General features: G+C 64.4%; 20 protein-coding genes and 4 pseudogenes. 19 read left to right on the top strand and 5 right to left on the bottom strand.

From position 1 onward, the window contains the following. Positions 1–162: 162 nt before the first annotated feature. From proS to ONR75_RS19795, 3 genes are all read left to right on the top strand, one after another. Positions 163–1479, top strand: a complete 1317-nt coding sequence (gene proS, locus ONR75_RS19805; RefSeq protein WP_265078765.1) for a proline--tRNA ligase — start codon at positions 163–165, stop codon at positions 1477–1479. A gap of 88 nt (positions 1480–1567) precedes the next feature. After that, positions 1568–2836 carry a lipoprotein-releasing ABC transporter permease subunit gene (locus tag ONR75_RS19800; RefSeq protein WP_413776370.1) on the top strand — a complete coding sequence of 423 codons (1269 nt, stop codon included), beginning with the start codon at positions 1568–1570 and terminating at the stop codon, positions 2834–2836. Between the two features lie 11 nt (positions 2837–2847). After that, positions 2848–3546: an ABC transporter ATP-binding protein gene (locus ONR75_RS19795; protein ID WP_265083736.1), complete on the top strand. Its 699-nt coding sequence runs from the start codon at positions 2848–2850 to the stop codon at positions 3544–3546. Positions 3547–3569: 23 nt separating this feature from the next. Here ONR75_RS19795 and ONR75_RS19790 read toward each other — a convergent pair whose 3' ends face one another. Continuing rightward, positions 3570–3836 carry a DUF3551 domain-containing protein gene (locus tag ONR75_RS19790; protein WP_265078763.1) on the bottom strand — a complete coding sequence of 89 codons (267 nt, stop codon included), beginning with the start codon at positions 3834–3836 and terminating at the stop codon, positions 3570–3572. A 484-nt stretch (positions 3837–4320) separates the two neighbouring features. On the opposite strand from ONR75_RS19790, the pseudogene dnaE reads away from it, so the two are divergent. Together dnaE and ONR75_RS19780 are read left to right on the top strand one after the other, a co-directional pair. Then, positions 4321–7846: pseudogene (gene dnaE, locus ONR75_RS19785) on the top strand (DNA polymerase III subunit alpha). A 473-nt stretch (positions 7847–8319) separates the two neighbouring features. Beyond that, complete coding sequence (locus tag ONR75_RS19780) at positions 8320–8553, top strand: GNAT family N-acetyltransferase (protein ID WP_265078762.1); 234 nt, start codon at positions 8320–8322, stop codon at positions 8551–8553. Between the two features lie 47 nt (positions 8554–8600). Here ONR75_RS19780 and ONR75_RS19775 read toward each other — a convergent pair whose 3' ends face one another. Beyond that, a complete protein-coding gene (locus ONR75_RS19775; RefSeq protein ID WP_265078761.1) occupies positions 8601–8804 on the bottom strand; it encodes a hypothetical protein in 204 nt (67 codons plus the stop codon). Positions 8805–9120: 316 nt separating this feature from the next. Between ONR75_RS19775 and ONR75_RS19770 the strand changes: the two genes are divergently transcribed. The 11 genes and pseudogenes from ONR75_RS19770 (at position 9121) to fabZ (ending at position 21026) form a co-directional block, all read left to right on the top strand. Continuing rightward, entirely contained in the window at positions 9121–10116 is a 996-nt protein-coding gene (locus ONR75_RS19770) for a 30S ribosomal protein S2 (RefSeq protein ID WP_265078760.1), read from the top strand. A 137-nt stretch (positions 10117–10253) separates the two neighbouring features. After that, entirely contained in the window at positions 10254–11177 is a 924-nt protein-coding gene (tsf, locus tag ONR75_RS19765) for a translation elongation factor Ts (RefSeq protein ID WP_265078759.1), read from the top strand. A gap of 68 nt (positions 11178–11245) precedes the next feature. After that, positions 11246–11962 carry a UMP kinase gene (gene pyrH / locus ONR75_RS19760; RefSeq protein WP_265078758.1) on the top strand — a complete coding sequence of 239 codons (717 nt, stop codon included), beginning with the start codon at positions 11246–11248 and terminating at the stop codon, positions 11960–11962. 66 nt (positions 11963–12028) lie between these two features. Continuing rightward, positions 12029–12595: a ribosome recycling factor gene (gene frr, locus ONR75_RS19755; protein WP_413776369.1), complete on the top strand. Its 567-nt coding sequence runs from the start codon at positions 12029–12031 to the stop codon at positions 12593–12595. Positions 12596–12803: 208 nt separating this feature from the next. Continuing rightward, positions 12804–13559 (top strand): isoprenyl transferase, encoded by a 756-nt coding sequence (locus ONR75_RS19750; RefSeq protein WP_265078757.1) that lies wholly within the window; start codon positions 12804–12806, stop codon positions 13557–13559. 65 nt (positions 13560–13624) lie between these two features. Continuing rightward, positions 13625–14273 (top strand): annotated as a pseudogene (locus ONR75_RS19745) (phosphatidate cytidylyltransferase). A gap of 4 nt (positions 14274–14277) precedes the next feature. Beyond that, positions 14278–15501 (top strand): 1-deoxy-D-xylulose-5-phosphate reductoisomerase, encoded by a 1224-nt coding sequence (dxr, locus tag ONR75_RS19740; protein ID WP_265078756.1) that lies wholly within the window; start codon positions 14278–14280, stop codon positions 15499–15501. 88 nt (positions 15502–15589) lie between these two features. Next, a pseudogene (gene rseP, locus ONR75_RS19735) lies at positions 15590–16697 on the top strand (RIP metalloprotease RseP). A 173-nt stretch (positions 16698–16870) separates the two neighbouring features. Further along, a complete protein-coding gene (bamA, locus tag ONR75_RS19730) occupies positions 16871–19432 on the top strand; it encodes an outer membrane protein assembly factor BamA (RefSeq protein WP_265078755.1) in 2562 nt (853 codons plus the stop codon). Between the two features lie 32 nt (positions 19433–19464). After that, positions 19465–20550: a UDP-3-O-(3-hydroxymyristoyl)glucosamine N-acyltransferase gene (gene lpxD / locus ONR75_RS19725; RefSeq protein ID WP_265078754.1), complete on the top strand. Its 1086-nt coding sequence runs from the start codon at positions 19465–19467 to the stop codon at positions 20548–20550. After that, complete coding sequence (gene fabZ / locus ONR75_RS19720; RefSeq protein WP_265078753.1) at positions 20547–21026, top strand: 3-hydroxyacyl-ACP dehydratase FabZ; 480 nt, start codon at positions 20547–20549, stop codon at positions 21024–21026. The genes lpxD and fabZ overlap by 4 nt, the downstream gene beginning before the upstream one ends. A gap of 67 nt (positions 21027–21093) precedes the next feature. Here fabZ and ONR75_RS19715 read toward each other — a convergent pair whose 3' ends face one another. Further along, the gene (locus ONR75_RS19715; RefSeq protein ID WP_265078752.1) at positions 21094–21342 is read right to left on the bottom strand and encodes a hypothetical protein; all 249 of its coding nucleotides are present in this window, start codon (positions 21340–21342) and stop codon (positions 21094–21096) included. A gap of 217 nt (positions 21343–21559) precedes the next feature. Between ONR75_RS19715 and lpxA the strand changes: the two genes are divergently transcribed. Genes lpxA through lpxB form a run of 3 tightly spaced genes read left to right on the top strand, consistent with a single transcriptional unit; the run spans position 21560 to position 24391 of the window. After that, complete coding sequence (lpxA, locus tag ONR75_RS19710) at positions 21560–22363, top strand: acyl-ACP--UDP-N-acetylglucosamine O-acyltransferase (RefSeq protein WP_265078751.1); 804 nt, start codon at positions 21560–21562, stop codon at positions 22361–22363. Positions 22364–22383: 20 nt separating this feature from the next. Continuing rightward, positions 22384–23241 (top strand): LpxI family protein, encoded by an 858-nt coding sequence (locus tag ONR75_RS19705; protein ID WP_265078750.1) that lies wholly within the window; start codon positions 22384–22386, stop codon positions 23239–23241. Beyond that, positions 23204–24391 carry a lipid-A-disaccharide synthase gene (lpxB, locus tag ONR75_RS19700; protein ID WP_265078749.1) on the top strand — a complete coding sequence of 396 codons (1188 nt, stop codon included), beginning with the start codon at positions 23204–23206 and terminating at the stop codon, positions 24389–24391. The genes ONR75_RS19705 and lpxB overlap by 38 nt, the downstream gene beginning before the upstream one ends. Before the next feature lie 3 nt (positions 24392–24394). Here lpxB and ONR75_RS19695 read toward each other — a convergent pair whose 3' ends face one another. Together ONR75_RS19695 and ONR75_RS19690 are read right to left on the bottom strand one after the other, a co-directional pair. Continuing rightward, positions 24395–25369, bottom strand: coding sequence for a Bug family tripartite tricarboxylate transporter substrate binding protein (locus ONR75_RS19695; protein ID WP_265078748.1), 975 nt, complete (start codon positions 25367–25369; stop codon positions 24395–24397). Positions 25370–25392: 23 nt separating this feature from the next. Beyond that, positions 25393–26171: pseudogene (locus tag ONR75_RS19690) on the bottom strand (SDR family oxidoreductase). Positions 26172–26173: the final 2 nt, after the last annotated feature.

Below are 26173 nucleotides of genomic sequence, written 5' to 3'. Positions count from 1 at the left end.
GGTTGCACCGGGCGCCGCAGCGGCGACGGTACCAATTAAGCCCAGTTTGTCGGCTCAAAGCGATGTTCGTCTCTTCTCGCCGCGGCGGCCGCCCTTGTGTTTTGACAGCCGATCCGGTTTCACTCCCGCATCATCCCGTCCCTCCGATTCTTGAGCGTACCCATGCGATTGTCGCGCTATTTTCTGCCCATTCTCAAGGAAACGCCCAAGGAAGCCGAGATCGTCTCGCACCGGCTGATGCTGCGCGCGGGCATGATGCGGCAGGAGGCGGCGGGCATCTATGCCTGGCTGCCGCTGGGCCTGCGGGTGCTCAGGAAGATCGAGCAGATCGTGCGCGAGGAGCAGAACCGCGCCGGCGCCATCGAGCTCCTGATGCCGACGCTGCAGCTCGCCGACCTCTGGCGCGAGAGCGGCCGGTACGACGCCTACGGCCCGGAGATGCTGCGCATCACCGACCGCCACAAGCGCGAACTGCTGTACGGGCCGACCAACGAGGAAATGATCACCGAGATCTTCCGCGGCTATGTGAAGTCGTACAAGAGCCTGCCGCTCAACCTCTATCACATCCAGTGGAAATTCCGCGACGAGCAGCGTCCGCGCTTCGGCGTGATGCGCGGCCGGGAATTCTTCATGAAGGACGGCTATTCCTTCGACATCGACGAGGCCGCCGCCAAGCACAGCTACAACCAGATGTTCGTGGCCTACCTGCGCAGCTTCGCGCGGATGGGGCTGAAGGCGATCCCGATGCGCGCCGAGACCGGGCCGATCGGCGGCGACCATTCCCACGAATTCATCGTGCTGGCCGAGACCGGCGAATCCGCCGTCTATTGCAACAGCGACGTGCTCGAGCTGCCGGTGCCATCAGATGACGTCGACTACAATGCGGATCTCAGCCCGATCATCGAGCAGTGGACGTCACTCTACGCGGCCACCGAGGACGTCCATGATGCGGCGCGCTTTGCCGAAGTGCCGGACGCCAAGAAGGTGCACACCCGCGGCATCGAAGTCGGCCAGATCTTCTACTTCGGCACCAAGTATTCCGACGCCATGAAGGCGCTGGTGGCCGGTCCCGACGGCGCCGAGACGGCGATCCACGGCGGCTCCTACGGCGTCGGCGTGTCGCGGCTTGTGGGCGCGATCATCGAGGCCTGTCATGACGAGAACGGTATCAAGTGGCCGGAGGCGGTGGCGCCGTTCAAGGTGTCGATCCTGAACCTAAAGCAGGGCGCCCCGGAGACCGATGCCGCCTGCGAACAGCTGTACCGCGAGCTTGAGGCGAAGGGCGTCGAGGTCCTGTACGACGACACCGACCAGCGCGCCGGCGGCAAGTTCGCCACCGCCGACCTGATCGGCGTGCCCTGGCAGATCCTGGTCGGCCCCAAGGGCCTGGCCGAAGGCAAGATCGAGCTGAAGCGGCGCAGCGACGGATCGCGCGAGAACATCAGCCTGTCCGAGGCGGTCGCCAAGCTGGCGTCCTGATCACTTATCCACCGACCGGCCGCCGTGGTGCGATCGCGCGACCCGAATTAGCCCGAATCGTGGTGAAGTTCGACCAATGGATGATGTCATGACCGACCCAGTGCGAACTCCACCCTTTGCGGCCTTCGAATGGCTGCTGTCGGGGCGCTATCTGCGCGCCCGGCGCAAGGAGGGATTCATCTCGGTGATCGCCGGGTTTTCGTTTCTCGGCATCCTGCTCGGCGTCGCCACGCTGATCATCGTGATGGCGGTCATGAACGGCTTTCGCAAGGAGCTGCTGGACAAGATCCTCGGCCTCAACGGCCATCTTCTGGTGCAGCCGCTGGAAAGCCCGCTGACCGACTGGAAGGACGTCGCCGACCGCATCAGCGGCGTCAGCGGCGTGCGGCTGGCGGTGCCGGTGGTGGACGGCCAAGCGCTGGCGTCGTCGCCCTTCAATGCCTCCGGCGTGTTCGTGCGCGGCATCCGCTCCGCCGACCTCACCAACCTGACCTCGATTGCCAAGAACATCAAACAGGGCACGCTGGAAAATTTCGACGAGGGGCAGGGTGTGGCCATCGGCCGTCGGCTGGCGGATCAGCTGTCGCTGCACGCCGGTGACAGCATCACGCTGGTGGCGCCGAAGGGGGCGATCACCCCGATGGGCACCACGCCGCGGATCAAGCCGTACCGGATCGCGGCGGTGTTCGAGATCGGCATGTCGGAATATGACGGCACCTTCGTGTTCATGCCGCTGACCGAGGCGCAGGCCTATTTCAACCGCGCCTCCGATGTCACCTCGATCGAGGTCTTCACCACCAATCCCGACAAGATCGACGAGTACCGCAAGAGCGTCACCGAGGCGGCCGGACGCCCGATCTATTTGGTCGACTGGCGGCAGCGCAACTCGACCTTCTTCAATGCTCTGCAGGTCGAGCGCAACGTCATGTTCCTGATCCTGACCATGATCGTGCTGGTGGCGGCGCTCAATATCGTCTCCGGTCTGATCATGCTGGTGAAGGACAAGGGCAGCGACATCGCCATCCTGCGCACCATGGGCGCCTCGCAGGGCTCGATCATGCGGATCTTCCTGATCACCGGCGCGGCGATCGGCGTGGTCGGCACGCTGTCCGGCCTCGTGGTCGGCCTGCTGGTTTGCACCAACATCGAATCGATCCGGCAGTTCATCTCCTGGATGACGTCCACCGAACTGTTTTCGCCGGAGCTGTATTTCCTGTCCAAGCTGCCGGCCGAGATCGACGTCGGCGAGACCAGCGCGGTGGTCGTCATGGCGCTGACGCTGTCGTTCCTCGCCACGCTGTACCCGTCCTGGCGGGCCGCACGGCTCGATCCGGTCGACGCGCTGAGGTACGAGTAGAGATGGCTGACATGGCGCAGGGCGCAGAAGACGTGCCGGTGGTTTATCTTCACGATATCCGCCGCACCTACACCCAGGGCGAGGCCCACCTGACCATCCTCGATGGCGCCAAGCTGGCGCTGTGGGCCGGGCAGTCGGTGGCGCTGGTGGCGCCGTCCGGCTCGGGCAAGTCGACCCTGCTGCATATCGCCGGCCTGCTGGAGAGCCCGGACGAGGGCGAGGTCTATGTGGGCGGCACCGCCACGTCGGGGCTGTCGGACGCCGAGCGCACCCAGATCCGGCGCACCGACATCGGCTTCGTCTACCAGTCGCACCGCCTGCTGCCGGAATTCAGCGCGCTGGAAAACGTCATGCTGCCGCAGATGATCCGGGGGCTGAAGCGCGCGGAGACAGTGAAGCGGGCGACCGAAATCCTGGCCTATCTCGGGCTTGCAGACCGCATCACCCACCGGCCCTCGGAATTGTCAGGCGGCGAGCAGCAGCGCGTCGCCATCGCCCGCGCGGTCGCCAATGCGCCGAAGGTGCTGTTCGCGGACGAGCCCACCGGCAATCTCGATCCGCACACCGCAGATCATGTGTTTCAGGCGCTGATGCAGCTGGTCAAGGCAACCCGGGTGGCGATGCTGATCGTCACCCACAACATGGCGCTGGCCGGACGGATGGATCGCCGGGTGACGCTGGAAAACGGCCACGTGGTCGAGCTGGACTGAGTCTCCCGCCCGACCGCCGCGTCTCAATAGGCGCGGTGCTGGCGGTGACGGCGGCGCGGAGCCGGCTGCTCATCGTCATATTGCCGATTGTAGGCCAGCGCCGGATTCTGGAAGCAGGTCAGGCCAAGGCCGCTCGCGGTTGCCTGGCACTGGGCAAAATTGCTGAAGGTGCACTGGTCCGTATCGAAGCGCGTGCGCATGCAGAACGGATAGTCGCGCGCTTCCGCGGGGGCGATATCGACGGCCGAAAGCGTTCCGATGGCCATCAAGGCAAAGAGGGCTGCGCGCATCATATTCTCCTGCCGACTCGACCGCCGGCCTGTGTGGCTACTAGACATACCAAGCCGGGGGAACCGGCATTCGTCAACTCACATCCCCGCGTTTCGTTGCCGCGCTTTTGTGGACGGAAACGAACCGGAAACGTTTCGTTAAGCTTCGCCGCGGAGCGCGTCTGGCGATCGTTGACTCCGGGAACGAAATGAGAACAATGTTCTTCATATGTTCCTTATGATTCCGGAGGCTGACATGTTGAAGACATTCGTTGAGGAAGCTGCGGCATTGGCGTCGATCGTGCTGTTCATCGGCATGATTGCAGTCTGGGCGCAGGTCATTCCGCAGCTCTGACACGGGCCGGCACGACCGCCGACGGGATAACGGGGACGCTTCGCCCACGGCGCCGGTTTCGCGTGGACAGCCCGGCGCCCAGCCATCACCATGGCTCAGCGAGTCGGCCCTGCGGCTGCCGCTATCCCTCGAGTCGATGATCGCCAGACCATGAGCCAAAAGCCCGCAGCCGCGTCCAATGCCGGTTTCGTCCATCTCCACGTGCATTCGGCCTATTCGCTGCTGAAGGGCTCGATCAAGATCCAGAAGCTGGCGGATCTGGCCAAGGCCGACCACCAGCCGGCGCTGGCGCTGACCGACACCGACAACATGTTCGGGGCGCTGGAATTCTCCGAGAAGCTGGTGAGCTACGGCATCCAGCCGATCGTCGGCTGCGAAATGGCGGTGGATTTCGGCGATCAGGATCCGAACGCGCGCCATGCCATGGCGCCGTCGCGGGTCGTGCTACTGGCGACGCGGGAGCGCGGTTACCGCAGCTTGATGAAGCTGAATTCCCGGGCCTTCATGGAGACCCCGACCCACGAGGCGCCGCATATCAAGTTCGACTGGTTCGACGGCGAGACCGAGGACCTGATCCTGCTGACCGGCGGCCCGGAAGGGCCGCTGGCGCTGGCGTTCAATGCCGACCAGGCGGCGCTCGCCGCCGCGCGCTGCGACCGGCTAGCCGCTAAATTCGGCGACCGGCTGTATATCGAATTGCAGCGCCACGGGGTCGACAAGGAACGCCGCGCCGAGGCCGGCCTGATCGATCTGGCCTATTCCCGGGGCTTGCCGCTCGTGGCCACCAACGAGCCGTATTTCGCCGCCGCCGACGATTACGAGGCCCATGATGCCCTGCTGTGCATCGCCGGCGGCAAGCTGATCGCCGATACCGAACGCGAGCAGCTGACCGCCGACCACCGCTTCAAGACCCGCGCCGAGATGGCGGTTCTGTTCGCCGACCTGCCGGAGGCGCTGGCCTCCACGGTGGAGATCGCCGAGCGCTGCGCGTTCCGGCCGCGCACGCGAAACCGATTCTGCCGCGCTTCACCGTGGGAGCGGGCTCCAATGCCGCCGACGCCGAAAGCGAGGAAGCCGCCGAGCTGAAGCGCCAGGCCGAGGAGGGCTGCGGCAGCGCCTCAAGGTGCATGGCGTCTCGCAGGGCAAGACGGAAGAGGATTACCGGGCGCGGCTCGATTTCGAGCTCAACGTCATCACCCGCATGAACTATGCCGGCTACTTCCTGATCGTGGCCGACTTCATCAAGTGGGCGAAGTCGCAGGGCATTCCGGTCGGGCCGGGCCGCGGTTCGGGCGCGGGCTCGATGGTCGCCTATGTCATGACCATCACCGACCTCGATCCGCTCCGCTTCGGACTGCTGTTCGAGCGCTTCCTCAATCCCGAGCGCGTGTCGATGCCCGACTTCGACATCGACTTCTGCCAGGACCGCCGCGGCGAGGTCATCACTTATGTGCAGCAGCGCTACGGGCGCGACCAGGTGGCGCAGATCATCACCTTCGGTACGCTGCAGGCGCGCGGCGTGCTGCGCGACGTCGGCCGCGTGCTGCAGATGCCCTACGGGCAGGTCGACAAGCTGACCAAACTGGTACCGCAGAATCCGGCGGCGCCGGTGACGCTGGAGGCGGCGATCGAGTCCGAGCCGAAGCTGCAGGCGTTTCGCGACGAGGACCCGATCGTCAAGCGTGCCTTCGATATCGCGCTGCGCCTCGAGGGCCTGACGCGGCACGCCTCGACCCACGCCGCCGGCATCGTCATCGGCGACCGCCCGCTGTCCGAGCTGGTGCCGATGTATCGCGATCCTAAATCCGACATGCCGGTGACCCAGTTCAACATGAAATGGGTCGAGCCTGCGGGGCTGGTGAAGTTCGACTTCCTCGGCCTGAAGACGCTGACCGTGCTCGACGTCGCGGTGAAGCTGTTGAAGCAGCGCAACCTCGATGTCGATCTGGCGACGCTGCCGCTCGACGACGCAGCCACCTATGCGATGCTGGCCAAGGGCGAAGTGGTCGGTGTGTTCCAGCTGGAAAGCCAGGGCATGCGGCGGGCGCTGGTCGACATGCGGCCGGACAGGTTCGAGGACATCATCGCGCTGGTGGCGCTGTATCGGCCGGGTCCGATGGCCAACATCCCGACCTATTGCGCGCGCAAGCACGGGGACGAGGAGTCCGAGTACCTGCATCCGATGCTGGAGCCGATCCTCAAGGAAACCTACGGCGTCATCATCTACCAGGAACAGGTGATGCAGATCGCCCAGGTGATGGCCGGCTACTCGCTCGGCGACGCCGACCTGTTGCGCCGCGCCATGGGCAAGAAGATCCGCGCCGAGATGGAAAAGCAGCGCGAGATCTTTGTCGCGGGCTCGGTCAAAAACGGTGTCGGCAAGGACCAGGCGAATACGATCTTCGACTTGCTCGCCAAGTTCGCCGACTACGGTTTCAACAAATCGCACGCGGCCGCCTACGCGCTGGTGTCGTATCACACCGCCTACATGAAGGCGCATTATCCGGTGGAGTTCATCGCCGCGTCGATGACGCTGGACATGAGCAACACCGACAAGCTGTCGGAATTTCGCGCCGAGGCGCAGCGGCTCGACATCCGGCTCGAGGCGCCCAACATCAACCGCTCCGGCGCCACTTTCGAAGTGGCGGAGAACACCATCTTCTACGCGCTGGCCGGCCTCAAGGGCGTCGGCGGCAGCGCCGTCGAGCTGATCGTCGGGTCCCGCAAGGATGGGCTGTTCACGTCGCTGGCGGATTTTGCCGCGCGGGCCAATCCGAAAGCGATCAACAAGCGGGTCATCGAGAGTCTCGCGGCGGCCGGCGCCTTCGACACGCTGGACCCCAACCGGGCGCGGGTGTTCGGCGGCGCCGATGCCATCCTGTCGGCCTGCCAGCGCAGCCATGAGGCGAGCACCGTGGGGCAGAACGACATGTTCGGCGGTGCTGCGGACGCGCCGACCATCATGCTGCCGCAGATCGACAACTGGCTGCCGTCCGAAAAGCTGCGCCGCGAATACGACGCCATCGGCTTCTTCCTGTCCGGGCATCCGCTCGACGATTACGCCGTCGTGCTGAAGCGGCTGCGGGTGCAGACCTGGGCGGAGTTTTCGCGCGCCGTGAAGAGCGGCGCGACCGCCGGCAAGGTCGCCGCCACCGTGGTGTCGCGCCAGGAGCGGCGCACCAAGACCGGCAACAAGATGGGCATCTTCGGCCTGTCCGATCCGACCGGGCATTTCGAGGCGGTGATGTTCTCCGAAGGCCTCGCCACCTTCCGCGACGTGCTGGAGCCGGGCGCGGCCGTGCTGATGCAGCTCGGCGCCGAGCTGCAGGGCGAGGACGTCCGCGCCCGCGTGCTGCACGCCGAACCGCTCGACGCCGCCGCCGCCAAGACCCAGAAGGGCCTGCGCATCTTCCTGCGCGATACCAAGCCGCTGGATTCCATCGTCAAGCGGCTGCAGGGCGACGCGCCGGCGGCAGCGCCGACCGGCCGTGGCGTGCTGGCGCCGAAGCCGACGGCGCCGTCGGGCGGCGCCGGGGAGGGCGAGGTCTCGCTGGTGATGATGCTGAACCTCGAGACCGAGGTGGAAATGAAGCTGCCCGGACGTTTCCGCGTCTCGCCGCAGATCGCCGGCGCGCTCAAGGCGGTCACCGGCGTGGTGCAGGTGGAGATGCTGTAGGGGTGATGGAGCTCGTTCGTTCCCCGGACGCGGTGCACTGCGCCGCCAATTGGCGGCGTGGTGCTCCGCAGATCCGGGGGCCCGCATGGACGAAACCGGGATCCCGGATCTGCGGCGCGGCACTTCGCGCCGCACCGCGTCCGGGAAACTAAATCGTTCAGGTCCATGACGAATTTCCGCCCGTTCCAGTCCGCCGATCTCGACGCGCTCTACGCGATCTCTCTGGCGACAGGATTCGAAGGAGGCGACGCGTCGCACCTCTATTACGCCCCCAGGCTGATGGGGCTGATCTATTCGGCGCCCTATGCGCTGCTGGAGCCCGAACTTGCGCTCGTGGTCGAGGACCGGGAGGGCGTGGCCGGCTTCGTCGTCGGCGCCGTCGACACGCTCGCCTGGGAACGGAAGCTCGAGCGGGACTGGTGGCCGTCGCTGCGACGGCAGTATCCCGCTCCAGCAGAGGACCAGATGGCGTTATGGACCCCCGACCAGCGCCGAGCCTGCTGCCGCGCCTGCAGCGGCAAGGCGTTGGAGCCAAGCTGCTGCAGGACTGGCTCGCGATCGCAGCGGCGCATGGCGGCCAAGCCGTCCACGTCGGGGTCAACCGGGCCAACGCTGGCGGGATGCAGTTCTGGAAAAAGCTGGGTTTTGCCGAATTGAGCCATGACGGACTCGCGGATGGACGGACCGTCTGGATGGGGCTGGGATAGATCCGATGCGGATATCTCCGCTGTTCAAGTCGCCAGCACTACCTTTTTCAGGGGGCCGGCAGGGCAATCGAACCGAACGAAGCCTTCGGATAGAGGTAATCCTCGCCGGATTCATCGATGATCCGCAGCAAGCCGCTCTTGTCGGCTTCCAGGTCGGGGAGGGCGATATAAATCTTTCGCCCTTCCAACGAGGCGGCGTGGCCTTCGTTGTCGAGGCACACGACAAGCTGTTCTGACGATGTTTTTGCCATGGTCACTGCCCTCAAAGGAGCTGCTTGATCTTGATCGCGGTGGCTAATCGGCCCAATTCTACGCTCAGAGGCCTCGGACGGTAATTTTGAAGCGCCTGTCCAGTGCGGCATCCTATCCGCAAGAAAGGTGCCCGAGGAGACGGCAAGTGGCCGGATTTCCTTGCTTATCCCGGGAATCCGGCTATATACCGCGCCATCTCACACGGAAGCATGGCTTAGCGGCCGTCCGGTGGCATTCCGGCCTCACAGCAGATTTCCTGCCTAAACGCTTGATTGCTCACACGCTTCCGGAGGAACCAACCGGAGAATTAGAACTATGGCGATCCCTGAATTTTCTATGCGTCAGCTTCTCGAAGCCGGCGTGCATTTCGGCCACCAGTCGCACCGCTGGAACCCGAAGATGGCTGATTACATCTTCGGCGCGCGCAACAACATCCACATCATCGATCTCGCCCAGACCGTGCCGCTGCTTCACCGCGCGCTGCAGGCTGTGTCGGACACCGTCGCCAAGGGCGGCCGCATCCTGTTCGTCGGCACCAAGCGCCAGGCCCAGGACGTCGTCGCGGAAGCTGCCAAGCGTTCGGCGATGTACTTCGTCAATTCTCGCTGGCTCGGCGGCACGCTGACCAACTGGAAGACCATTTCCGGTTCGATCAAGCGCCTGCGCCACCTCGACGAAGTGCTGAATTCCGGCGATGCCTCGGCCTACACCAAGAAGGAGCGTCTGACGCTGCAGCGCGAGCGCGACAAGCTCGACCGTTCGCTCGGTGGCATCAAGGACATGGGCGGTCTGCCCGACCTGATCTTCGTGATCGACACCAACAAGGAAGACATCGCGATCCAGGAAGCCCAGCGTCTGGGCATCCCGGTGGCGGCGATCGTCGACACCAACTGCGACCCCAAGGGCATCACCTATGTGGTTCCCGGCAATGACGACGCCGGCCGTGCGCTGACGCTGTATTGCGACCTGATCGCCCGCGCCGTCATCGATGGTATCGGTCGCGCCCAGGGCGATTCCGGCTTCGACATCGGCGCCTCCGCCGCCCCGATCCCGGAAGCCATTGCGGCGCCGGAAGCGGTCGGCTTCCAGGGCCTGGCTGGTCCGCGCGGCACCGCCGACGACCTCAAGAAGCTCACCGGCGTGTCCGGTGCGATCGAGAAGAAGTTCAACGACCTCGGCATCTTCCACTTCTGGCAGCTGGCCGAGCTCGATCACGATACCGCGCACAAGATCGGCGAAGAGGTCGGCCTGCCGACCCGTGCCGATGGCTGGGTTGCCCAGGCCAAGGCGATGACCGCGGAAGCGGAATAAACAACACGCGTCTTGTGGCCGGACACCCGTCCGGCCACAATTCCATGTTCACACACTCACGATAGTTTCCTGATGGCAAAGCGGGGCGTGCAGCATTGGCTGCGCCACGCGCGCACTGACAGGCAAAGGGTTTAACGATGGCAACGATTACTGCAGCGATGGTCAAGGACCTCCGCGAGACCACCGGCGTCGGCATGATGGATTGCAAGAATGCACTGGCCGCCAATGACGGCGACATGCAGGCGTCGATCGACTGGCTGCGCGCCAAGGGTCTTTCCAAGGCCGCCAAGAAGGCTGACCGCGTCGCTGCGGAAGGTCTGATCGGCGTCGTCACCGCCGGCGCCAAGGGCGTCGTCGTTGAAGTCAATTCCGAGACCGATTTCGTCGCCCGCAACGAGCAGTTCCAGGGCCTGGTCAAGATGATCGCCCAGGTCGCGCTGAAGGTCGGCGGCGATGTCGATGCGATCAAGGCGCACAAGGTCGGCGACGTCACCGTCGAAACCGCGATCACCGAAGCGATTGCGACCATCGGCGAGAACATGTCGCTGCGCCGCGCCGCCGTGCTCGAAGTCTCGGCCGGCGTTGTTTCCAGCTACGTGCACAACGCCGTGACCGAAGGTCTCGGCAAGATGGGCATCATCGTCGCGCTGGAATCCACCGGCAAGACCGACGAGCTCGCTGTGCTCGGCAAGCAGATCGCCATGCATGTCGCTGCCGCCAACCCGCAGGCGCTGGATTCGGCGTCGCTCGATCCCGCCGTCGTGGCGCGCGAGAAGGACGTGATGGCCGACAAGTACCGCCAGCAGGGCAAGCCCGAGGCGATGATCGAGAAGATCGTCGAGAACGGCCTGAAGACCTACTACAAGGAAGTGTGCCTGCTCGATCAGGCATTCATCCACGACACGTCGAAGTCGGTCGCACAGGCCGTCAAGGAAGCCGAAGGCAAGGTCGGCGCGCCGATCAAGGTTGCCGGCTTCGTGCGCTATGCGCTCGGCGAAGGCATCGAGAAGCAGACCTCCGACTTCGCCGCCGAAGTCGCCGCCGCCAGCGGCCAGAAGTAACCATCGGACAAGACCTCCCGGCATGTCATGCCGGGAGTGGCCGCGCGCGGAAGGAAAGCGATCGCATCATGGGTGAGCCGCTGTATCGTCGCGTCGTGATCAAGCTGTCCGGCGAGTATTTCGCCGGCGACCAATCGTTCGGTATCGACCAGCCCACGATCGACCGCATCGCCGGCGACCTCATTGCAGCGCAGCAGCTCGGCGTCGAGGTTGCGGTGGTGGTCGGCGGCGGCAACATCTTCCGCGGCGTGGAAGTGTCGGCGCGCGGGGTGTCGCGGCCGACCGGCGACACCATGGGCATGCTGGCCACTGTAATGAATTGCCTGGCGCTGGAGGCCGCGATCGAGCGGCGCGCAGTGCCGGCGCGGACCCTGTCGGCGATGGTGATGCCGCAGGTCTGCGAGCTCTTTACCCGCAGCGCGGCGCATAAATGCCTGTCCGAAGGCCGCATCGTTCTGCTGGCCGGCGGCACCGGCAATCCGTACTTCACGACCGATACCACGGCAGTGCTGCGGGCCGCCGAAATCGGCGCCCAAGCGGTGCTGAAAGCCACCAATGTTGATGGCGTCTACAGCGCCGATCCGAAGAAGGATCCGGCCGCGACGCGTTTCGAGCGCCTCAGCCATTCGCAGGCGGTCGAGGGCAATTACAAGGTGATGGATGCGACCGCTTTCGCGCTTGCCCGCGAGACATTGCTGCCTATCATCGTATTTTCCATCGCCGAGCCCGGTTCGATCGGCGCCATTTTGAGCGGTACGGGTCGCGGCACCATCGTCGCGGGCTAAACGTCAGTACAGGTCGGATCCGCGGTCGTTCGTGGACCCAGCCGAAGAATTCAGGAGGAGAGCTTCATGGCCCCCATGGCCCCATTCGATATCAACGACCTGAAGCGTCGCATGCAGGGTGCCACCGCCGCGCTCAAGCACGAGTTGGGCGGTCTGCGCACCGGCCGTGCCGCGGCCTCGATGCTCGAGCCGGTGCAGGTTGAAGCCTATGGCAGCCACATGCCGCTGAACCAGGTGGCCACCGTCAGCGTGCCGGAGCCGCGCCTGCTGTCGGTTCAGGTGTGGGACAAGTCGATGGTCAAGGCCGTCGAAAAGGCGATCGTCGACTCCAATCTCGGCCTCAGCCCCGCCACCGAAGGCCAGGTCCTGCGTCTGCGCATTCCCGAGCTGAACGAAGAGCGCCGCAAGGAACTGGTCAAGGTCGGCAACAAGTATGCCGAGGCCGCCAAGGTCGCCGTGCGCCATGTCCGCCGCGACGGCATCGACCACATCAAGAAGCTCGAAAAGGCCCACGAGATCACCGAGGACGACCAGAAGCGCCTGGATAACGAGGTCCAGAAGGCGACCGACGCGTCGATCGCCGAGATCGATCAGTTGCTGGCGGCCAAGGAAAAGGAAATCATGACGGTCTAGGTGCGGACCGCCTGCACCGGCCGAACGCTTTCATTTGGGCACGGGGCAGGCGAAAAGACGTTCTCCTTTACCCGTTCATGCTCTAGCGTGAATGATCCCCGGGCGGCCATCGGTGATGCCGCCCGCGACGTGCAACCTGTTGATTTGGAGTATTCTTTTGCGGCGGACGGAATTGTGCGTCGCCGCAGGGTGCTTCAGGGATTGATCGATGTCGAACGCCGCCGCGCCCGCAACCGATGGATCTGACCGATCCATGCCGTTGCACGTCGCGATTATCATGGATGGCAACGGACGCTGGGCTGCGGCACGCGGCCTGCCGCGCGTGGAAGGCCATCGCCGCGGCGTCGAGGCGCTGCGCCGCGTGGTGCGGGCCGCCAACGAACTCGGCATTCTCTACCTGACGATTTTCTCCTTCAGCTCCGAGAACTGGTCGCGTCCGGCCACCGAGATCGGCGACCTGTTCGGCCTGCTGCGCCGCTTCATCCGCAACGATCTGGCGACCTTGCATCGTGACGGCGTGCGCGTGCGGGTGATCGGCGAACGCACCGGACTCGATCCCGACATTTGCGCGTTGCTGAAGGAAGCCGAGGATCTCACGCGCGACAATACCAAGCTGACGCTCGTCGTCGCTTTCAACTACGGCGCTCGTCAGGAGATCGCCAATGCCGCGCAGCGCTTGGCGCAAGAGGTTGCCGAGGGTAAGCGCGATCCCGCCTCGATCAATGCCGACGTGCTTGGTCAGTATCTGGACGCACCGGATATCCCGGATCCCGACCTGATCATCCGCACCTCCGGCGAGCAGCGGCTGTCCAATTTCCTGATGTGGCAGGCCGCCTATAGCGAACTGGTGTTCGTGCCGATCCACTGGCCGGATTTCGACAAGGCGGCGCTGGAAGGCGCGATCGCCGAATATGCCCGCCGCGAGCGCCGCTTCGGCGGCCTCGTCGCAAAGACCGGTTCGTGACGGGCGTGAATCACGACGACGCGACACCGAAGCAGGTGGACGATCGCGGTTTGCGAAATCTTCTGATGCGCGTGCTTGCGGCACTGGTGATGGTCCCCATTGCCGTTGCCATTGCCTATGCCGGTGGCTGGCTGTGGTTCAGCCTTGTGGCGCTGGTGTCCGTCGGACTGTTCGTCGAATGGGTCATGATCGTCGGCCGCAATGCAGGCTGGATTGTCGTCGGCGTCATCTATGCCTTCGCCGCGTTGCTGGCTTCGGTCGTGGTGCGGCTCGATCCGCTCTGGGGATTCGCCGCGTTGATGTTCGTTCTGCTGGTGGTCTGGGTCACCGATATCGGCGGCTATTTCGCGGGCAGGGGCATCGGCGGTCCGAAGCTGTGGCCGCGCATCAGCCCCAAGAAGACATGGGCCGGCGCCATCGGCGGCCTGGTGCTCAGCCTGGCTGTGGCGGCGGGCTTCGCCTGGTTCGGCGTCGGCCGTCTGCTGCCGCTGCTTGCGCTTGCCGCGGTGCTGACGGTGGTCTCGCAACTCGGCGACCTGTTCGAATCCGCGGTGAAGCGCAACTTCGGCGTCAAGGATTCCAGCCACATCATTCCCGGTCACGGCGGCTTGCTGGATCGGTTCGACGGTTACGTGTTCGCAGTTGTTGCAGCTGCGTTGATCGGTTTTGCGGGGCGGCGCCGATGGCGTCGGCCGCGCTCTTATGGTTTGGTAAAAAAATGAGCGCAGTCCCATTGCGAAACAACAAGGCCGCGGCGTCCGCCGTGCGCAGCGTCAGCGTGCTCGGTGCCACCGGCTCGATCGGCGACAGCACCATGGACCTGCTGCGGGCGTCGCCCGAGCGGTATCAGGTGGAGGCCCTGACCGCGAACACCAATGTTACCGGGCTGGTCAAGCTGGCGAAAGAGTTCGGCGCACGCTACGTGGCGCTGGCCGATGCCTCGTTGCTCGGCGAACTGCGTGCGGCTCTGGCGGGGACCGGGATCGCCAGCGGTGCCGGTGACAGCGCGATCGTCGAGGCGGCCGAGCGGCCAGCGGATTGGGTCATGGCGGCCGTGTCAGGGGCTGCCGGACTGAAACCGGCGCTGGCCGCCGTCGATCGCGGCGCCACCATCGCGCTGGCCAACAAGGAATGCCTGGTTTGCGCCGGCGATTTTTTCATGGAGCGGGCCGCAAAGGCCGGCGCCTGTATCCTGCCTGCAGATTCCGAGCACAACGCGCTGTTCCAGGCGCTGGGATCTGGCAACCGCGAAGAACTCATCCGTGTCATCATCACCGCCTCCGGCGGACCGTTCCGCACTTGGGCTGCCGCCGACATCGAGCAGGCCACCCTGGCGCAGGCGCTCAAGCATCCGAACTGGAGCATGGGGCAGAAGATCACCATCGATTCCGCATCGATGATGAACAAGGGCCTCGAGGTGATCGAGGCGTCCTATCTGTTCGCGCTGTCGCCCGACGAAATCGAAGTGCTGGTGCATCCGCAGTCGATCATCCACGGCATGGTCGAGTTTTCCGACTGCTCGGTGATGGCGCAGATGGGGGCGCCGGACATGCGCACGCCGATCGCCCATTGCCTGGGCTGGCCGGACCGTATCGTCGGCCGCGCCGCGACCCTCGATCTCGCCAAGATCGGATCGCTGACGTTTGAAGCGCCGGATTATGCCCGGTTCCCCGGCCTGAAGCTGGCCTATGACGCGCTGCGCACGGGCCATGGCGCGACCACGGTCTACAACGCCGCCAATGAAATCGCGGTGGCGGCCTTCATTGCCCAGAAAATCCGCTTCGGCGCCATCGCGCGCCTGGTCGAGGCCACCATGGATGGCTGGGTGCGGGCAGGGAACCTGGCGCCGCTGAGCTCGGCGGACGACGCCATCGCCGTTGACCATAACGCGCGAAAAATGGCTGCCACCCTCTTGCCTCAAATTGCCGCAAAGGCATCCTAGATCATTGGGGACGGGGCCTTTGGCCCCGCGGTAGGGGAATTGGGATGTTCGACTTTTTCTAAATAGTTTCAATACGTTGAGCCACGGTGTGGTGGGCTACATCATTCCCTTCCTGTTCGTCCTGACGATCGTCGTTTTCTTCCACGAACTCGGCCACTTTCTGGTCGCCCGCTGGAACGGTGTGAAGGTCCTGACCTTCTCGCTCGGCTTCGGGCCAGAGCTGATCGGTTTCAACGACCGGCACAACACCCGCTGGAAGATCTCGGCGATTCCGCTCGGCGGCTACGTGAAATTCTTCGGCGACGAGAGTGAGGCCAGCACGCCATCGAGCGCCGCGCTGGCCACCATGACCGCGGAAGAGCGCGAGGGCAGCTTCCATCACAAGTCGGTCGGTGCGCGCGCCGCCGTGGTCGCCGCCGGCCCGATCGCCAATTTCATTCTGGCCATCGTGATTTTCACCTGCCTTTTCACGTTTTTCGGCAAGCCCAGCACCACGGCGCAGGTCGATACCGTGCAGGTCGGCAGCGCCGCGGCGGCCGCGGGGTTCCAGTCCGGCGACGTCATCAAGTCGATCGACGGAAACGCCATCGGCAGCTTCTCCGATATGCAGCGCATCGTCGGCATCAAGGCCGGCGAGCAGCTCACCTTCAGCATCAAGCGGGGCGATCTCGACCGTCGAGCTGAAGGCAACCCCGGAACTCAAGGAAGTCAAAGACAGCTTCGGCAACGTCCACCGCCTCGGCGTGCTGGGCATTACCCGCTCGGCGGCGGCCGGCGAGGCGACCACCGAGAAGGTTAACCCGGCCGCGGCCTTTGTGCTCGGCGTCAAGGAGACCTGGTTCGTGGTCGATCGCACGCTGGCCTATATCGGCGGCGTCTTTACCGGCCGCGAGGCGGCCGACCAAGTCGGCGGCCCGCTGCGAATCGCCCAGATCTCCGGCCAGGTGGCGACCATCGGGGTGACCGCGCTGATTCACCTCGCGGCGGTCCTTTCGATCTCCATCGGCCTGCTTAACCTTTTCCCGGTACCCCTGCTGGATGGCGGACACCTGCTGTTCTACGCCTTTGAGGCGGCGCGCGGCCGTCCGTTGTCGGAGCGGGCGCAGGAGATGGGGTTCCGGATTGGATTGGGTTTGGTGCTGATGCTGATGGTATTTGCGACCTACAACGACATTCTGCATCTGGCGGCGTCATGAGTCGCGACCTTGATTGCGTGGCCGATGGGCAACGTCTTGGAATGAAATTGGAATTGCAGTGCGAAAGGCCGTTTGCCAGTCCGGTAAAATTGGCTACAAGCATGGCAACAAATGGGATTCTGTCAGTCCGTAGGGGTGCGGGCTGGCGATGGAATGATAAGGGCGCGTTGCGCATGAAGTTTGGAATGCGAGTGTTGCGGGGAAGCGTTCTGGCTGCCCTCATGTTGGTCGCCATGCCGGTTGCAGCCACGGTGACCGCAGCGCTTCTGGCGTCGCCGGCCGTTGCCCAGACCTCGGCGTCGATTGCCGTTGAAGGCAATCGTCGAGTCGATGTGGAAACGATCCGTTCCTATTTCAAGCCCGGCCCGGGTGGTCGCCTCGACCAGGGCAACATCGATGACGGTCTCAAGGCCCTGATCGAGACCGGCCTGTTCCAGGATGTCAGAATCAACCAGGGCGGCGGCCGGCTGACGGTCGTCGTTGTCGAGAATCCGGTGATCGGGCGCGTTGCCTTCGAGGGCAACAAGAAGGTCAAGGATGACCAGCTCAGCGCCGAAGTGCAGTCCAAGCCGCGTGGCACGCTGTCGCGTCCGATGGTGCAGGCCGACGCCTCGCGTATCGCCGAAATCTATCGCCGCTCGGGCCGCTATGACGTCAGCGTCACGCCCGAGATCATCGAACAGCCGAACAATCGCGTCGACCTGATCTTCACCGTCAACGAAGGCCAGAAGACCGGCGTCAAGACGATCAACTTCATCGGCAACAACTTCTATTCGTCCTATCGCCTCAAGGACGTCATCAAGACCCGTGAATCCAACCTGCTGAGCTTCCTGGCTTCGGGCGATATCTACGATCCGGACCGTGTCGAGGCCGATCGCGACCTGATCCGTCGCTATTATCTGAAGAACGGCTTTGCCGATGTGCAGGTCGTGGCCGCGCTCACGGAATACGATACCGAGCGCAAGGGCTTCCTGGTGACCTTCAAGATCGAGGAGGGCGCCCAGTACCGCGTTTCTTCCGTCGACTTCCAGTCCACTATTCCGACGCTCGATGGCAATTCGCTGCGCGGCTTCTCCCGCGTCAATGTCGGCTCGCTCTACAACGCCGAGGCGCTGGAGAAGTCCGTCGAAGAAATGCAGATCGAGACCTCGCGTCGCGGCTACGCCTTTGCCGTGGTCCGTCCGCGCGGCGATCGTAACTTCGAGCAGCACACCGTTTCGATCTCCTTTTCCATCGAGGAAGGTCCGCGCACCTACATCGAGCGCATCAATGTGCGCGGCAACACCCGTACCCGCGACTATGTGATCCGCCGCGAATTCGATATTGCCGAAGGCGACGCGTATAACCGCGCGCTGGTCGATCGTGCCGAGCGCCGCCTGAAGAACCTCGACTTCTTCAAGAGCGTCAAGGTGACGACCGAGCCGGGATCGAGCAGCGATCGCGTGATCCTGGTGGTCGATCTTGAAGAAAAATCCACGGGCGACTTCTCGGTCTCCGGCGGCTATTCCACTACCGATGGCGCCCTGGGCGAGGTCAGCGTTTCCGAGCGTAACTTCCTCGGCCGCGGCCTGTTCGCCAAGGCGTCGGTGCAGTACGGCCAGTACGCACGTGGTTACTCGCTGTCGTTCGTCGAGCCGTACCTGCTCGACTACCGTGTTGCGCTTGGTCTCGATTTCTACCAGAAGCAGCAGCTGTCCAACCAGTACATCTCGTACAACACGAAGACGCTCGGCTTCAGCCCGCGGCTCGGCTTCCAGCTCCGGGAAGATCTGTCGCTGCAGCTGCGCTACTCGATCTATCAGCAGGAAATCTCGCTTCCGGCTGCATACTCGAATTGCAACAACTTTAACCCTACGACGCTGACGCCTGGCGCAATCAACGCTGCGGCTGGAACTCTTTCGGCTGTTGACCCCGGCAATTCGGCCACATGGGGCTGCTACGCCGACGGCGAGTCCTCGCTGCCGGTCCGACGGGAGCTGGCAAGCGGCAAGTCGCTGACCTCGCTGGTCGGCTATACGCTGAACTACAACACCCTCGACAATAACAAGAACCCCACCGACGGCCTGTTCCTCGAGTGGAAGCAGGACTACGCCGGTGTCGGTGGCGACGTCAGCTACATCAAGAGCTCGTTCGACGCCAAGTACTACACTCCGCTGGTGGCCGATATCGTCGGTATCATCCACGGGCAGGGCGGTATCCTGAACAAGGCCGGCAGCAGCGACATCCGCATGCTCGACCACTTCCAGATGGGTTCCAACCTGGTTCGCGGCTTCGCGCCGAACGGTATTGGTCCGCGCGACATCAGCTATGTTGCGCTGGGTGCGACCGGCGATGCGCTGGGCGGCACCAAGTATTGGGGCGCGTCGGCGGAATTGCAGATGCCGTTCTGGTTCCTGCCGAAGGAAGTCGGGATCAAGGGCGCGCTCTATGCCGATGCCGGTTCGCTTTGGGACTACCAGGGGCCGACCACATGGTCTGCGACGGGCGAGACCACGGCGGCAAGGAACGGTGTGGCTCTGAACGGCGCCAACTGCACGCCTTCCAGCAAGACGACCGTCGGCAACTGTACCGGCCTGCAATATGACGACACCAATCTCGTTCGTACCTCGGTCGGTGTCGGCTTGATCTGGCAGTCCCCGTTCGGCCCGTTGCGCTTCGACTATGCTATTCCGCTCACGAAGGGCCAGTTCGATCGCGTCCAGCAGTTCAAGTTTGGCGGCGGAACTTCGTTCTGAGTTTGATCAACGGCCGGACCGCGACGGGTGGAATGGCACAACCGACATTCTTCAGGAAATTCACTTCGTTGACGCTGGCTGAGATCGCCATGTCAACGAAGTCGGATCTGGCCGACGCCGCGTGCGCCGACCAGATGGTGACCGGTCTTGCCTCGCTGGACGAGGCCGGCCCTGGGCATCTGGCCTTCTTCGACAATATCCGTTACGTCGACCAGCTCGCCAAGACGCGCGCAGGCGCGGTTCTGGTGAACGAACGCCACGCGGCGAGCGTTCCTCCACATGTCTCGGTTCTCCGCGCCAAAAAGCCGTTTGCTGCCTTTGTGCAGCTGCACCGCGAACTGCAGCAGGATGCGTTGCGTCCTCAATCGGGCTTCGCGCTGACCGGTATCGCGGTATCAGCGGTCATCCATGCCACCGCACGGCTGGAAGACGACGTGACCGTCGATCCGCTGGCTGTGATCGGTCCCGATGTCGAGATTGGTTCGGGCTCGGTGATCGGCTCAGGCGCGGTGATCGCGGCCGGCGTGAAGATCGGCCGCGACTGCAACGTCGGCGCCGGCTCGACGATCCAGTTCGCTCTGATCGGCAACAACGTCCTGATTCACCCGGGCTGCCGTATCGGCCAGGACGGATTCGGCTTCATCTATGGCGCCGAGGGCCACCTCAAGGTGCCGCAGGCCGGCAGGGTGCTGATCCAGAACAACGTGGAGATCGGTGCCGGCACCAGCATCGACCGCGGAAGCCTGCGCGACACCATCGTCGGCGAGGGCACCAAGATCGATAACCAGGTCCAGATCGGCCACAACGTGACCATCGGGCGGCATTGTCTCATCGCCGCCAAATGCGGCCTTGCCGGCAGCCTGACCCTCGGCGACAACGTCGTTCTGGGCGCCATGGTCGGTCTTAACAACCATATTACCATCGGCGACGGCGCGCAGGTCACTGCCATGAGCGGCGTCAAGGACAGTATCCCTGCCAGAGGGCGCTGGGGTGGCTTCTTTGCCAAGCCGACCAAACAATGGTTTCGCGAAATTCTCGCGGTGGAAAAGCTCGGACGCGACAGCGCCCCGGGCGCGGATGCGGGGTCGCAGGATGCGACAGACGAGGGGCGGCAATGACCGACAAAGCACCAATCGATCTTGTGTCGCCGATTGCCTATGAGCTGGTCGACATCAACACGATCCTCAAGACCCTGCCGCATCGCTACCCGTTCCTGCTGATCGACCGGGTCGTCAACATCCGCAAGGATTACAGCGGTATCGGCATCAAGAACGTCACCATCAACGAGCCGGCCTTTCTCGGCCATTTCCCGGATCGGCCGGTGTATCCGGGCGTGCTGATGATCGAGGGCATGGCGCAGACCGCCGGCGTCATCGGTATCATGTCTGTGGAGGGGACCGAGAAGCCGCGCGCGGTCTACTTCCTGACCATCGACAAGTGCAAGTTCCGCAAGCCCGTGATGCCCGGCGACACCGTCGAATATCACATGACCAGCATCGGCCGAAAAAAGACCATGTGGTGGTTTCACGGCGATGCCAAGGTCAATGGCGTCACCGTGGCCGAAGCCAACGTCGGTGCGATGCTGACGGACTGATATGGTGTCCCGGACGCGCGCCTCCTGACGGAGGCGCACTGCACCGCGTCCGGGACACAATTCCAGCCTACTGCTTCGTCGCCTTGACGATCTTCTTGTTGAGATGGCCGGTCTCGTGGTCGCGGCGCAGCTGGCTGAGCGAGGTCTCGTTGAGTTTGGACAGCACCTCGCCGAGCGTGGCGTTGTCCTGGAAGCCCGCTGCGAAACTCTTGCCGTAGATCGCGCGCAGCGTGCTCAGCTGCGTGTTGCCGTGCTTCTGGCCGATCGCGCCATCGGACGTGCGATGGCGGCTGTCGAGCGTCGTATGCTCTTTCATCGTTTCTCTCCCCGTGTTTGCGACGTTGCGCGGTCATGAGACTGCGCCCCGGAAAACGACTTGGCAACTCCGCGACCGGGCTACCCGCAGGCCGTGCGGGCGCGGGCAGCCTGAAACAGTGCATCATCAAACGTCACTGGACAGCCTCCAACGCGCGCGCTAACCAACGGAAAACCCACCATATTCACGCGACACCCGGCTGAAACTGGACCTTTCGATGAGCATGATCGATCCCACGGCGCGAATTGAAGATGGCGCCGTCATTGGTGAGGGCACCACCGTCGGCCCGTATTGCGTCATCGGCCCCAACGTCGTGATCGGCGCCAACTGCAAGCTGATCGCCCATGTGCACATCACCGCCCAGACCTCCATCGGCGACGGCTGCACGATCTATCCGTTTGCGTCGCTGGGCACGCCGCCGCAGTCGCTGAGCTACAAGGGCGAGCTGACGAAGCTGGTGATCGGCAACGGCTGCACCATCCGTGAATCCGTCACCATGAATGCCGGCACCGTGGCCGGCGGCGGCATCACCACGGTCGGCGATCGCGGCTACTTCATGAACTGCAGCCATGTCGGCCATGACTGCCATGTCGGCAACGATGTGATCTTCGCGACCTCGGCGACGCTCGGCGGTCATTGCGAGATCGGCGATTTCGTCTTCATGGGCGGACTGTCGGCGGTGCACCAGTTCACCCGCATCGGTCCGCAGGTGATGGTCGGCGGCATCTGCGGCGTGCGCGGCGACATCATTCCGTTCGGCCTCGCCAACGGCCAGTATGCCAGCCTCGAAGGCCTCAATATCATCGGCATGAAGCGCCGCAAGTTCACCAAGGAACGGCTGGCGCTGGTGCGCTCGTTCTATCAGAAACTGTTTCACGGCGACGGCATGTTTGCCGAGCGGTTGGCGCGCGTGCTGCCGATGGCGTCGGAAGATCCCGCCATCGCCGAGATCCTGGCCTTCATCGGCGCCGGCAAGCATCGCGCGCTGTGCCTGCCCGAAGGCAATAAAACCAGCGCTTGAGGATCGGACAGCGGCGAGCCATGACCGATCGGGATCCTTCCAACTCATCGCCGGTCGGGTTGATCGCAGGCGGCGGCGCGCTGCCGTTCGCGGTCGCGGACTCGCTGCTGGCGCGCGGCATCACGCCGGTGCTGTTCGCGCTGCAGGGGATCTGCGATCCCGCAGCCGCAGCGCGCTATCGCCATCACTGGATCCCGATCGGCCAGCTCGGCCGCCTGGCCCGGCTGATGCGCGGCGACGGATGCCGTGACCTCGTTTTCATCGGCACTCTGGTGCGGCCGGCGCTCTCGGAGATCCGCCTCGACTGGGGCACGCTGCGCGCCATGCGCCACATCCTGTCGGCGTTTCGCGGCGGCGACGACCATCTGCTGACCGGCATCGGCCGCATCTTCGAGCGGCAGGGCTTTCGCCTGCTCGGGATCAAGGACGTGGCGCCGGATCTCCTGATGCCGGCGGGCTCGCTGACCCGCGCGGTGCCCGATGCGGATGCCGAGGCCGACATCGCCAAGGGCCGCGCCGTGCTGCGCGCGCTGAGCCCGTTCGACATCGGCCAGGCCACCGTGGTGATCGACGGTCACGTCGTGGGGGTCGAGGACATTGAGGGCACCGACGGGCTGCTGGCGCGGGTGGCGCGGCTGCGCGGCGAAAACCGCATTCGCGCCAAGGCCGGGCGCGGCGTGCTGGTGAAGGCGCCGAAGAGCGGTCAGGACCTGCGCTTCGATCTCCCGACCCTTGGGCCGCAAACCATTGCGCGTGCGATCGCGGCTGAGCTTGCCGGCATCGCCATCGTCGCCGGCAACACCATCGTCGCCGAACCGCAGGCCATGATCGCGGCCGCGGATGGCGCCGGCCTGTTCGTCACCGGACTGCCGGCATGACACCCCGCGAAAGATCTTTCTCGTCGCCACCGAGGAGTCCGGCGACCGGCTCGGCGCGGCGCTGATGAAAGTGCTGCGGCAGCGGCTCGGCGAGAATGTGGTGTTCGAAGGTGTCGGCGGCACGTCGATGGCGCGCGAAGGCCTGGTCTCGCTGTTTCCCATCACAGAGCTGTCCATCATGGGATTCTCGGCGATCCCAAAGAAGCTGCCGATGATCCTGCGGCGGCTGCGCGAGACCACCGGCGCGGTGCTAAAGGCGGCGCCGGATATTCTCGTCATCATCGACAGTCCCGATTTCACCCACCGCGTGGCGCGCCGGGTGCGACGGCGCGCGCCCTCGATTCCCATCGTCGATTACGTCTCGCCATCGGTATGGGCCTGGCGGCCCGGCCGCGCAGCGGCGATGCGCGGCTATATCGATCACGTGCTGGCATTGCTGCCGTTCGAGCCGGACGCCCATCGGCGGCTCGGCGGGCCGCCTTGCACCTATGTCGGCCACCCCTTGATCGAGCAGACCGCCGAGTTGCGGCCGAATGCCGAAGAGCAGGCGCGGCGCGATGCGCAGCCGCCGCTGTTGCTGGTGCTGCCGGGCAGCCGGCGCAGCGAGATCCGCCACCACATGGCGATCTTCGGCGCGACGCTCGGGCTGTTGCAGCAGCAGGGCGTGGCGTTCGAACTGGTGCTGCCGACCATGCCGCATCTGGTGGACGCCATCTCCGCCGCCCTGAAGCAATGGCCGGTGCAGCCGCGCGTGGTGGTCGGCGAGCACGACAAGCGCGCTGCATTCCGGACCGCCTATGCCGCGCTGTGCAAGTCGGGGACGTCGACGCTGGAACTGGCCGTGGCGGGCGTGCCGATGGTCGGGGCCTACAAAGGCGGCGCAACCGAAGCCTGGATCGTGCGGCGGCGGATCACGTCGGCATCGGTGATCCTCGCTAATCTCGTGGTCGGCGAGAACGTCGTGCCGGAATTCATCCAGCAGGACTGCAGCCCCGAAAAACTCGCGCCGGCCTTGCGCGATGTGCTCGGGGCCACACCACTGCGGCAGCGCCAGATCGAGGCCTTTGCACGGCTCGACACCATCATGGCCACCGGCAAGGCCTCGCCAAGCGTTGGCGCGGCCGAGATCGTGTTGTCGCTGCTGACCTGAGGGCTACTCGGCCTTGATGTTGGCGTCCTTGATGATCTTGTCGTAGCGCGACATTTCATCCGAGATATATTTTGCAAAGTATTCCGGCGTAGAGCCGATCGCTTCGAAGCCGAGCGTTTCGAAGCGCGCCTTGACGTCCGGCTGCTGCGCCATCTTGGTGATCTCGGCCTGCAGCCTGGTGACGATTTCCGGCGGCAGGTTCTTCGGACCCCACAACCCGTACCAGGACGAGAATTCGAAGCCGGTCATGCCGGATTCCGCCACCGTCGGAATCTCTGGCGCGATGGCAACGCGCTTCAGGCTGGTGACCGCCAGCGCCTTGATGTTGCCGGCCTTGGCGAGCGGCAGCGATGACAGCATCGGGTCGGCCATCAGCTGGATGTCGCCACCCATCAGGTCGGTGAGCGCGGGGTTGGCGCCCTTATAGGGAATGACGAGCGTGTTGACGCCGGCGTCGCGCTTCAGAAGTTCGATCGCCAGATGGCCGGCGGAGCCGAAGCTCGACGTGGCGAAAGTGTACTTGTCCGGATTCTTGCGCACCAGATCGAAGAATTCCTTCAGCGTGTTGGCCGGCACTTTCGGGGTGGTGCTGACCAGCAGCGGCCCTGAGGCCACCAGCGAGATCGGCGTGAAGTCCTTGACCACGTCGTAGGGGACGGCCTTCTGCAGGAACGGCGTCACCACGTGGATCGATGCGGTGAGCATGATGGTGTAGCCATCCGGCGCCGCCTTGGCGACGTAGTTGGCGCCGACGATGCCACCGAAGCCACCGGCGCGGTTCTCGACGATGAAGCTGTGCCCCATGGTATCGGTGAGTCGCTGCGCCAGGATGCGCGCGACGCCGTCGACCGATCCGCCGGCTGGGTAGGGCACGATGACGGTGACGTTCTTCGTGGGGTAGGTCTGGGCCGCGGCGGGCGCCGCATTCAATCCCAGCAGTGCGGCGCCGACGAGGGCGAAGGACAAACGATATTTCACAGAAAATCCTCTCAAATGCTGCATCAAAAGGTTCCTGGGTAGCTTCCCCGTCGACCAGTATGTTCTGGCCTGTAACGAATCCTGCGTGCTCTGAACATAGAAAGGCGCAGTAGGCGCCGAGTTCTTCCGGCCGGCCGTAGCGCTTGGCGGGATTGGCGGCGGCGCGCTCGCGCCAGATTTCATCGTAGCTCTTGCCGCCCGGTACCAGCATGCCCTCGATATGGCGGCGTTGCGCATCGCTGTCGAAGATACCCGGCAGCAGGTTGTTGATGGTGACGTTATGCGCCACGGTCTGGCGGGCGAGCCCGCCGACAAAGCCGACCAGGCCGGAGCGGGCGCCGTTGGACAGGCCAAGTTCGAGCTGCGGAATCTTCACGCTGCGCGACACGATGTTGATGATCCGCCCGAAGCCGCGCGCCATCATGCCGTCGACGCTCCGCCGCATCATCTCGATCGGGCTCAGCATCATCGCGTCGAGCGCTGCCGACCAGTCGGCGTGGGTCCAGTCGCGGAAGTCGCCGGGCACCGGACCATCGGCATTGTTGAGCAGAATGTCCGGATCGGGGCAGGCCGCCAGCGCATCGTCGCGGCCCTTGGCGGTGGTGATGTCGCCAACCACCGCCGTCACCGCGACGCCGGTGGCGTCGCGGATCTCGGCGCAGGTAGCTTCAAGGGTTTCGGGCGTGCGGGCCAGGATGGTGATATCGACACCCTCCTTGGCCAGCGCCATGGCGCAGGCCTTGCCCATACCGCGGCTCGCTCCGCTGAGAAGTGCCTTGCGACCGCGGATTCCAAGATCCATCG

The sequence above is a fragment of the Rhodopseudomonas sp. P2A-2r genome, from assembly GCF_026015985.1.
GTDB lineage: Bacteria > Pseudomonadota > Alphaproteobacteria > Rhizobiales > Xanthobacteraceae > Tardiphaga.
The sequence above is the reverse complement of the archived record's forward strand: the minus strand, read 5'-3'. Positions and strand labels throughout refer to the sequence as shown.

Excerpts from the sequence above, each read along its gene's own strand:
- proS (WP_265078765.1), top strand. The coding sequence starts at position 163 with ATGCGATTGTCGCGCTATTTTCTGCCCATTCTCAAGGAAACGCCCAAG.
- ONR75_RS19800 (WP_413776370.1), top strand. The coding sequence starts at position 1,568 with ATGACCGACCCAGTGCGAACTCCACCCTTTGCGGCCTTCGAATGGCTG.
- ONR75_RS19795 (WP_265083736.1), top strand. The coding sequence starts at position 2,848 with ATGGCGCAGGGCGCAGAAGACGTGCCGGTGGTTTATCTTCACGATATC.
- ONR75_RS19790 (WP_265078763.1), bottom strand. The coding sequence starts at position 3,836 with ATGCGCGCAGCCCTCTTTGCCTTGATGGCCATCGGAACGCTTTCGGCC.
- ONR75_RS19780 (WP_265078762.1), top strand. The coding sequence starts at position 8,320 with ATGGACCCCCGACCAGCGCCGAGCCTGCTGCCGCGCCTGCAGCGGCAA.
- ONR75_RS19775 (WP_265078761.1), bottom strand. The coding sequence starts at position 8,804 with ATGGCAAAAACATCGTCAGAACAGCTTGTCGTGTGCCTCGACAACGAA.
- ONR75_RS19770 (WP_265078760.1), top strand. The coding sequence starts at position 9,121 with ATGGCGATCCCTGAATTTTCTATGCGTCAGCTTCTCGAAGCCGGCGTG.
- tsf (WP_265078759.1), top strand. The coding sequence starts at position 10,254 with ATGGCAACGATTACTGCAGCGATGGTCAAGGACCTCCGCGAGACCACC.
- pyrH (WP_265078758.1), top strand. The coding sequence starts at position 11,246 with ATGGGTGAGCCGCTGTATCGTCGCGTCGTGATCAAGCTGTCCGGCGAG.
- frr (WP_413776369.1), top strand. The coding sequence starts at position 12,029 with ATGGCCCCCATGGCCCCATTCGATATCAACGACCTGAAGCGTCGCATG.
- ONR75_RS19750 (WP_265078757.1), top strand. The coding sequence starts at position 12,804 with ATGTCGAACGCCGCCGCGCCCGCAACCGATGGATCTGACCGATCCATG.
- dxr (WP_265078756.1), top strand. The coding sequence starts at position 14,278 with ATGAGCGCAGTCCCATTGCGAAACAACAAGGCCGCGGCGTCCGCCGTG.
- bamA (WP_265078755.1), top strand. The coding sequence starts at position 16,871 with ATGAAGTTTGGAATGCGAGTGTTGCGGGGAAGCGTTCTGGCTGCCCTC.
- lpxD (WP_265078754.1), top strand. The coding sequence starts at position 19,465 with ATGGCACAACCGACATTCTTCAGGAAATTCACTTCGTTGACGCTGGCT.
- fabZ (WP_265078753.1), top strand. The coding sequence starts at position 20,547 with ATGACCGACAAAGCACCAATCGATCTTGTGTCGCCGATTGCCTATGAG.
- ONR75_RS19715 (WP_265078752.1), bottom strand. The coding sequence starts at position 21,342 with ATGAAAGAGCATACGACGCTCGACAGCCGCCATCGCACGTCCGATGGC.
- lpxA (WP_265078751.1), top strand. The coding sequence starts at position 21,560 with ATGAGCATGATCGATCCCACGGCGCGAATTGAAGATGGCGCCGTCATT.
- ONR75_RS19705 (WP_265078750.1), top strand. The coding sequence starts at position 22,384 with ATGACCGATCGGGATCCTTCCAACTCATCGCCGGTCGGGTTGATCGCA.
- lpxB (WP_265078749.1), top strand. The coding sequence starts at position 23,204 with ATGGCGCCGGCCTGTTCGTCACCGGACTGCCGGCATGACACCCCGCGA.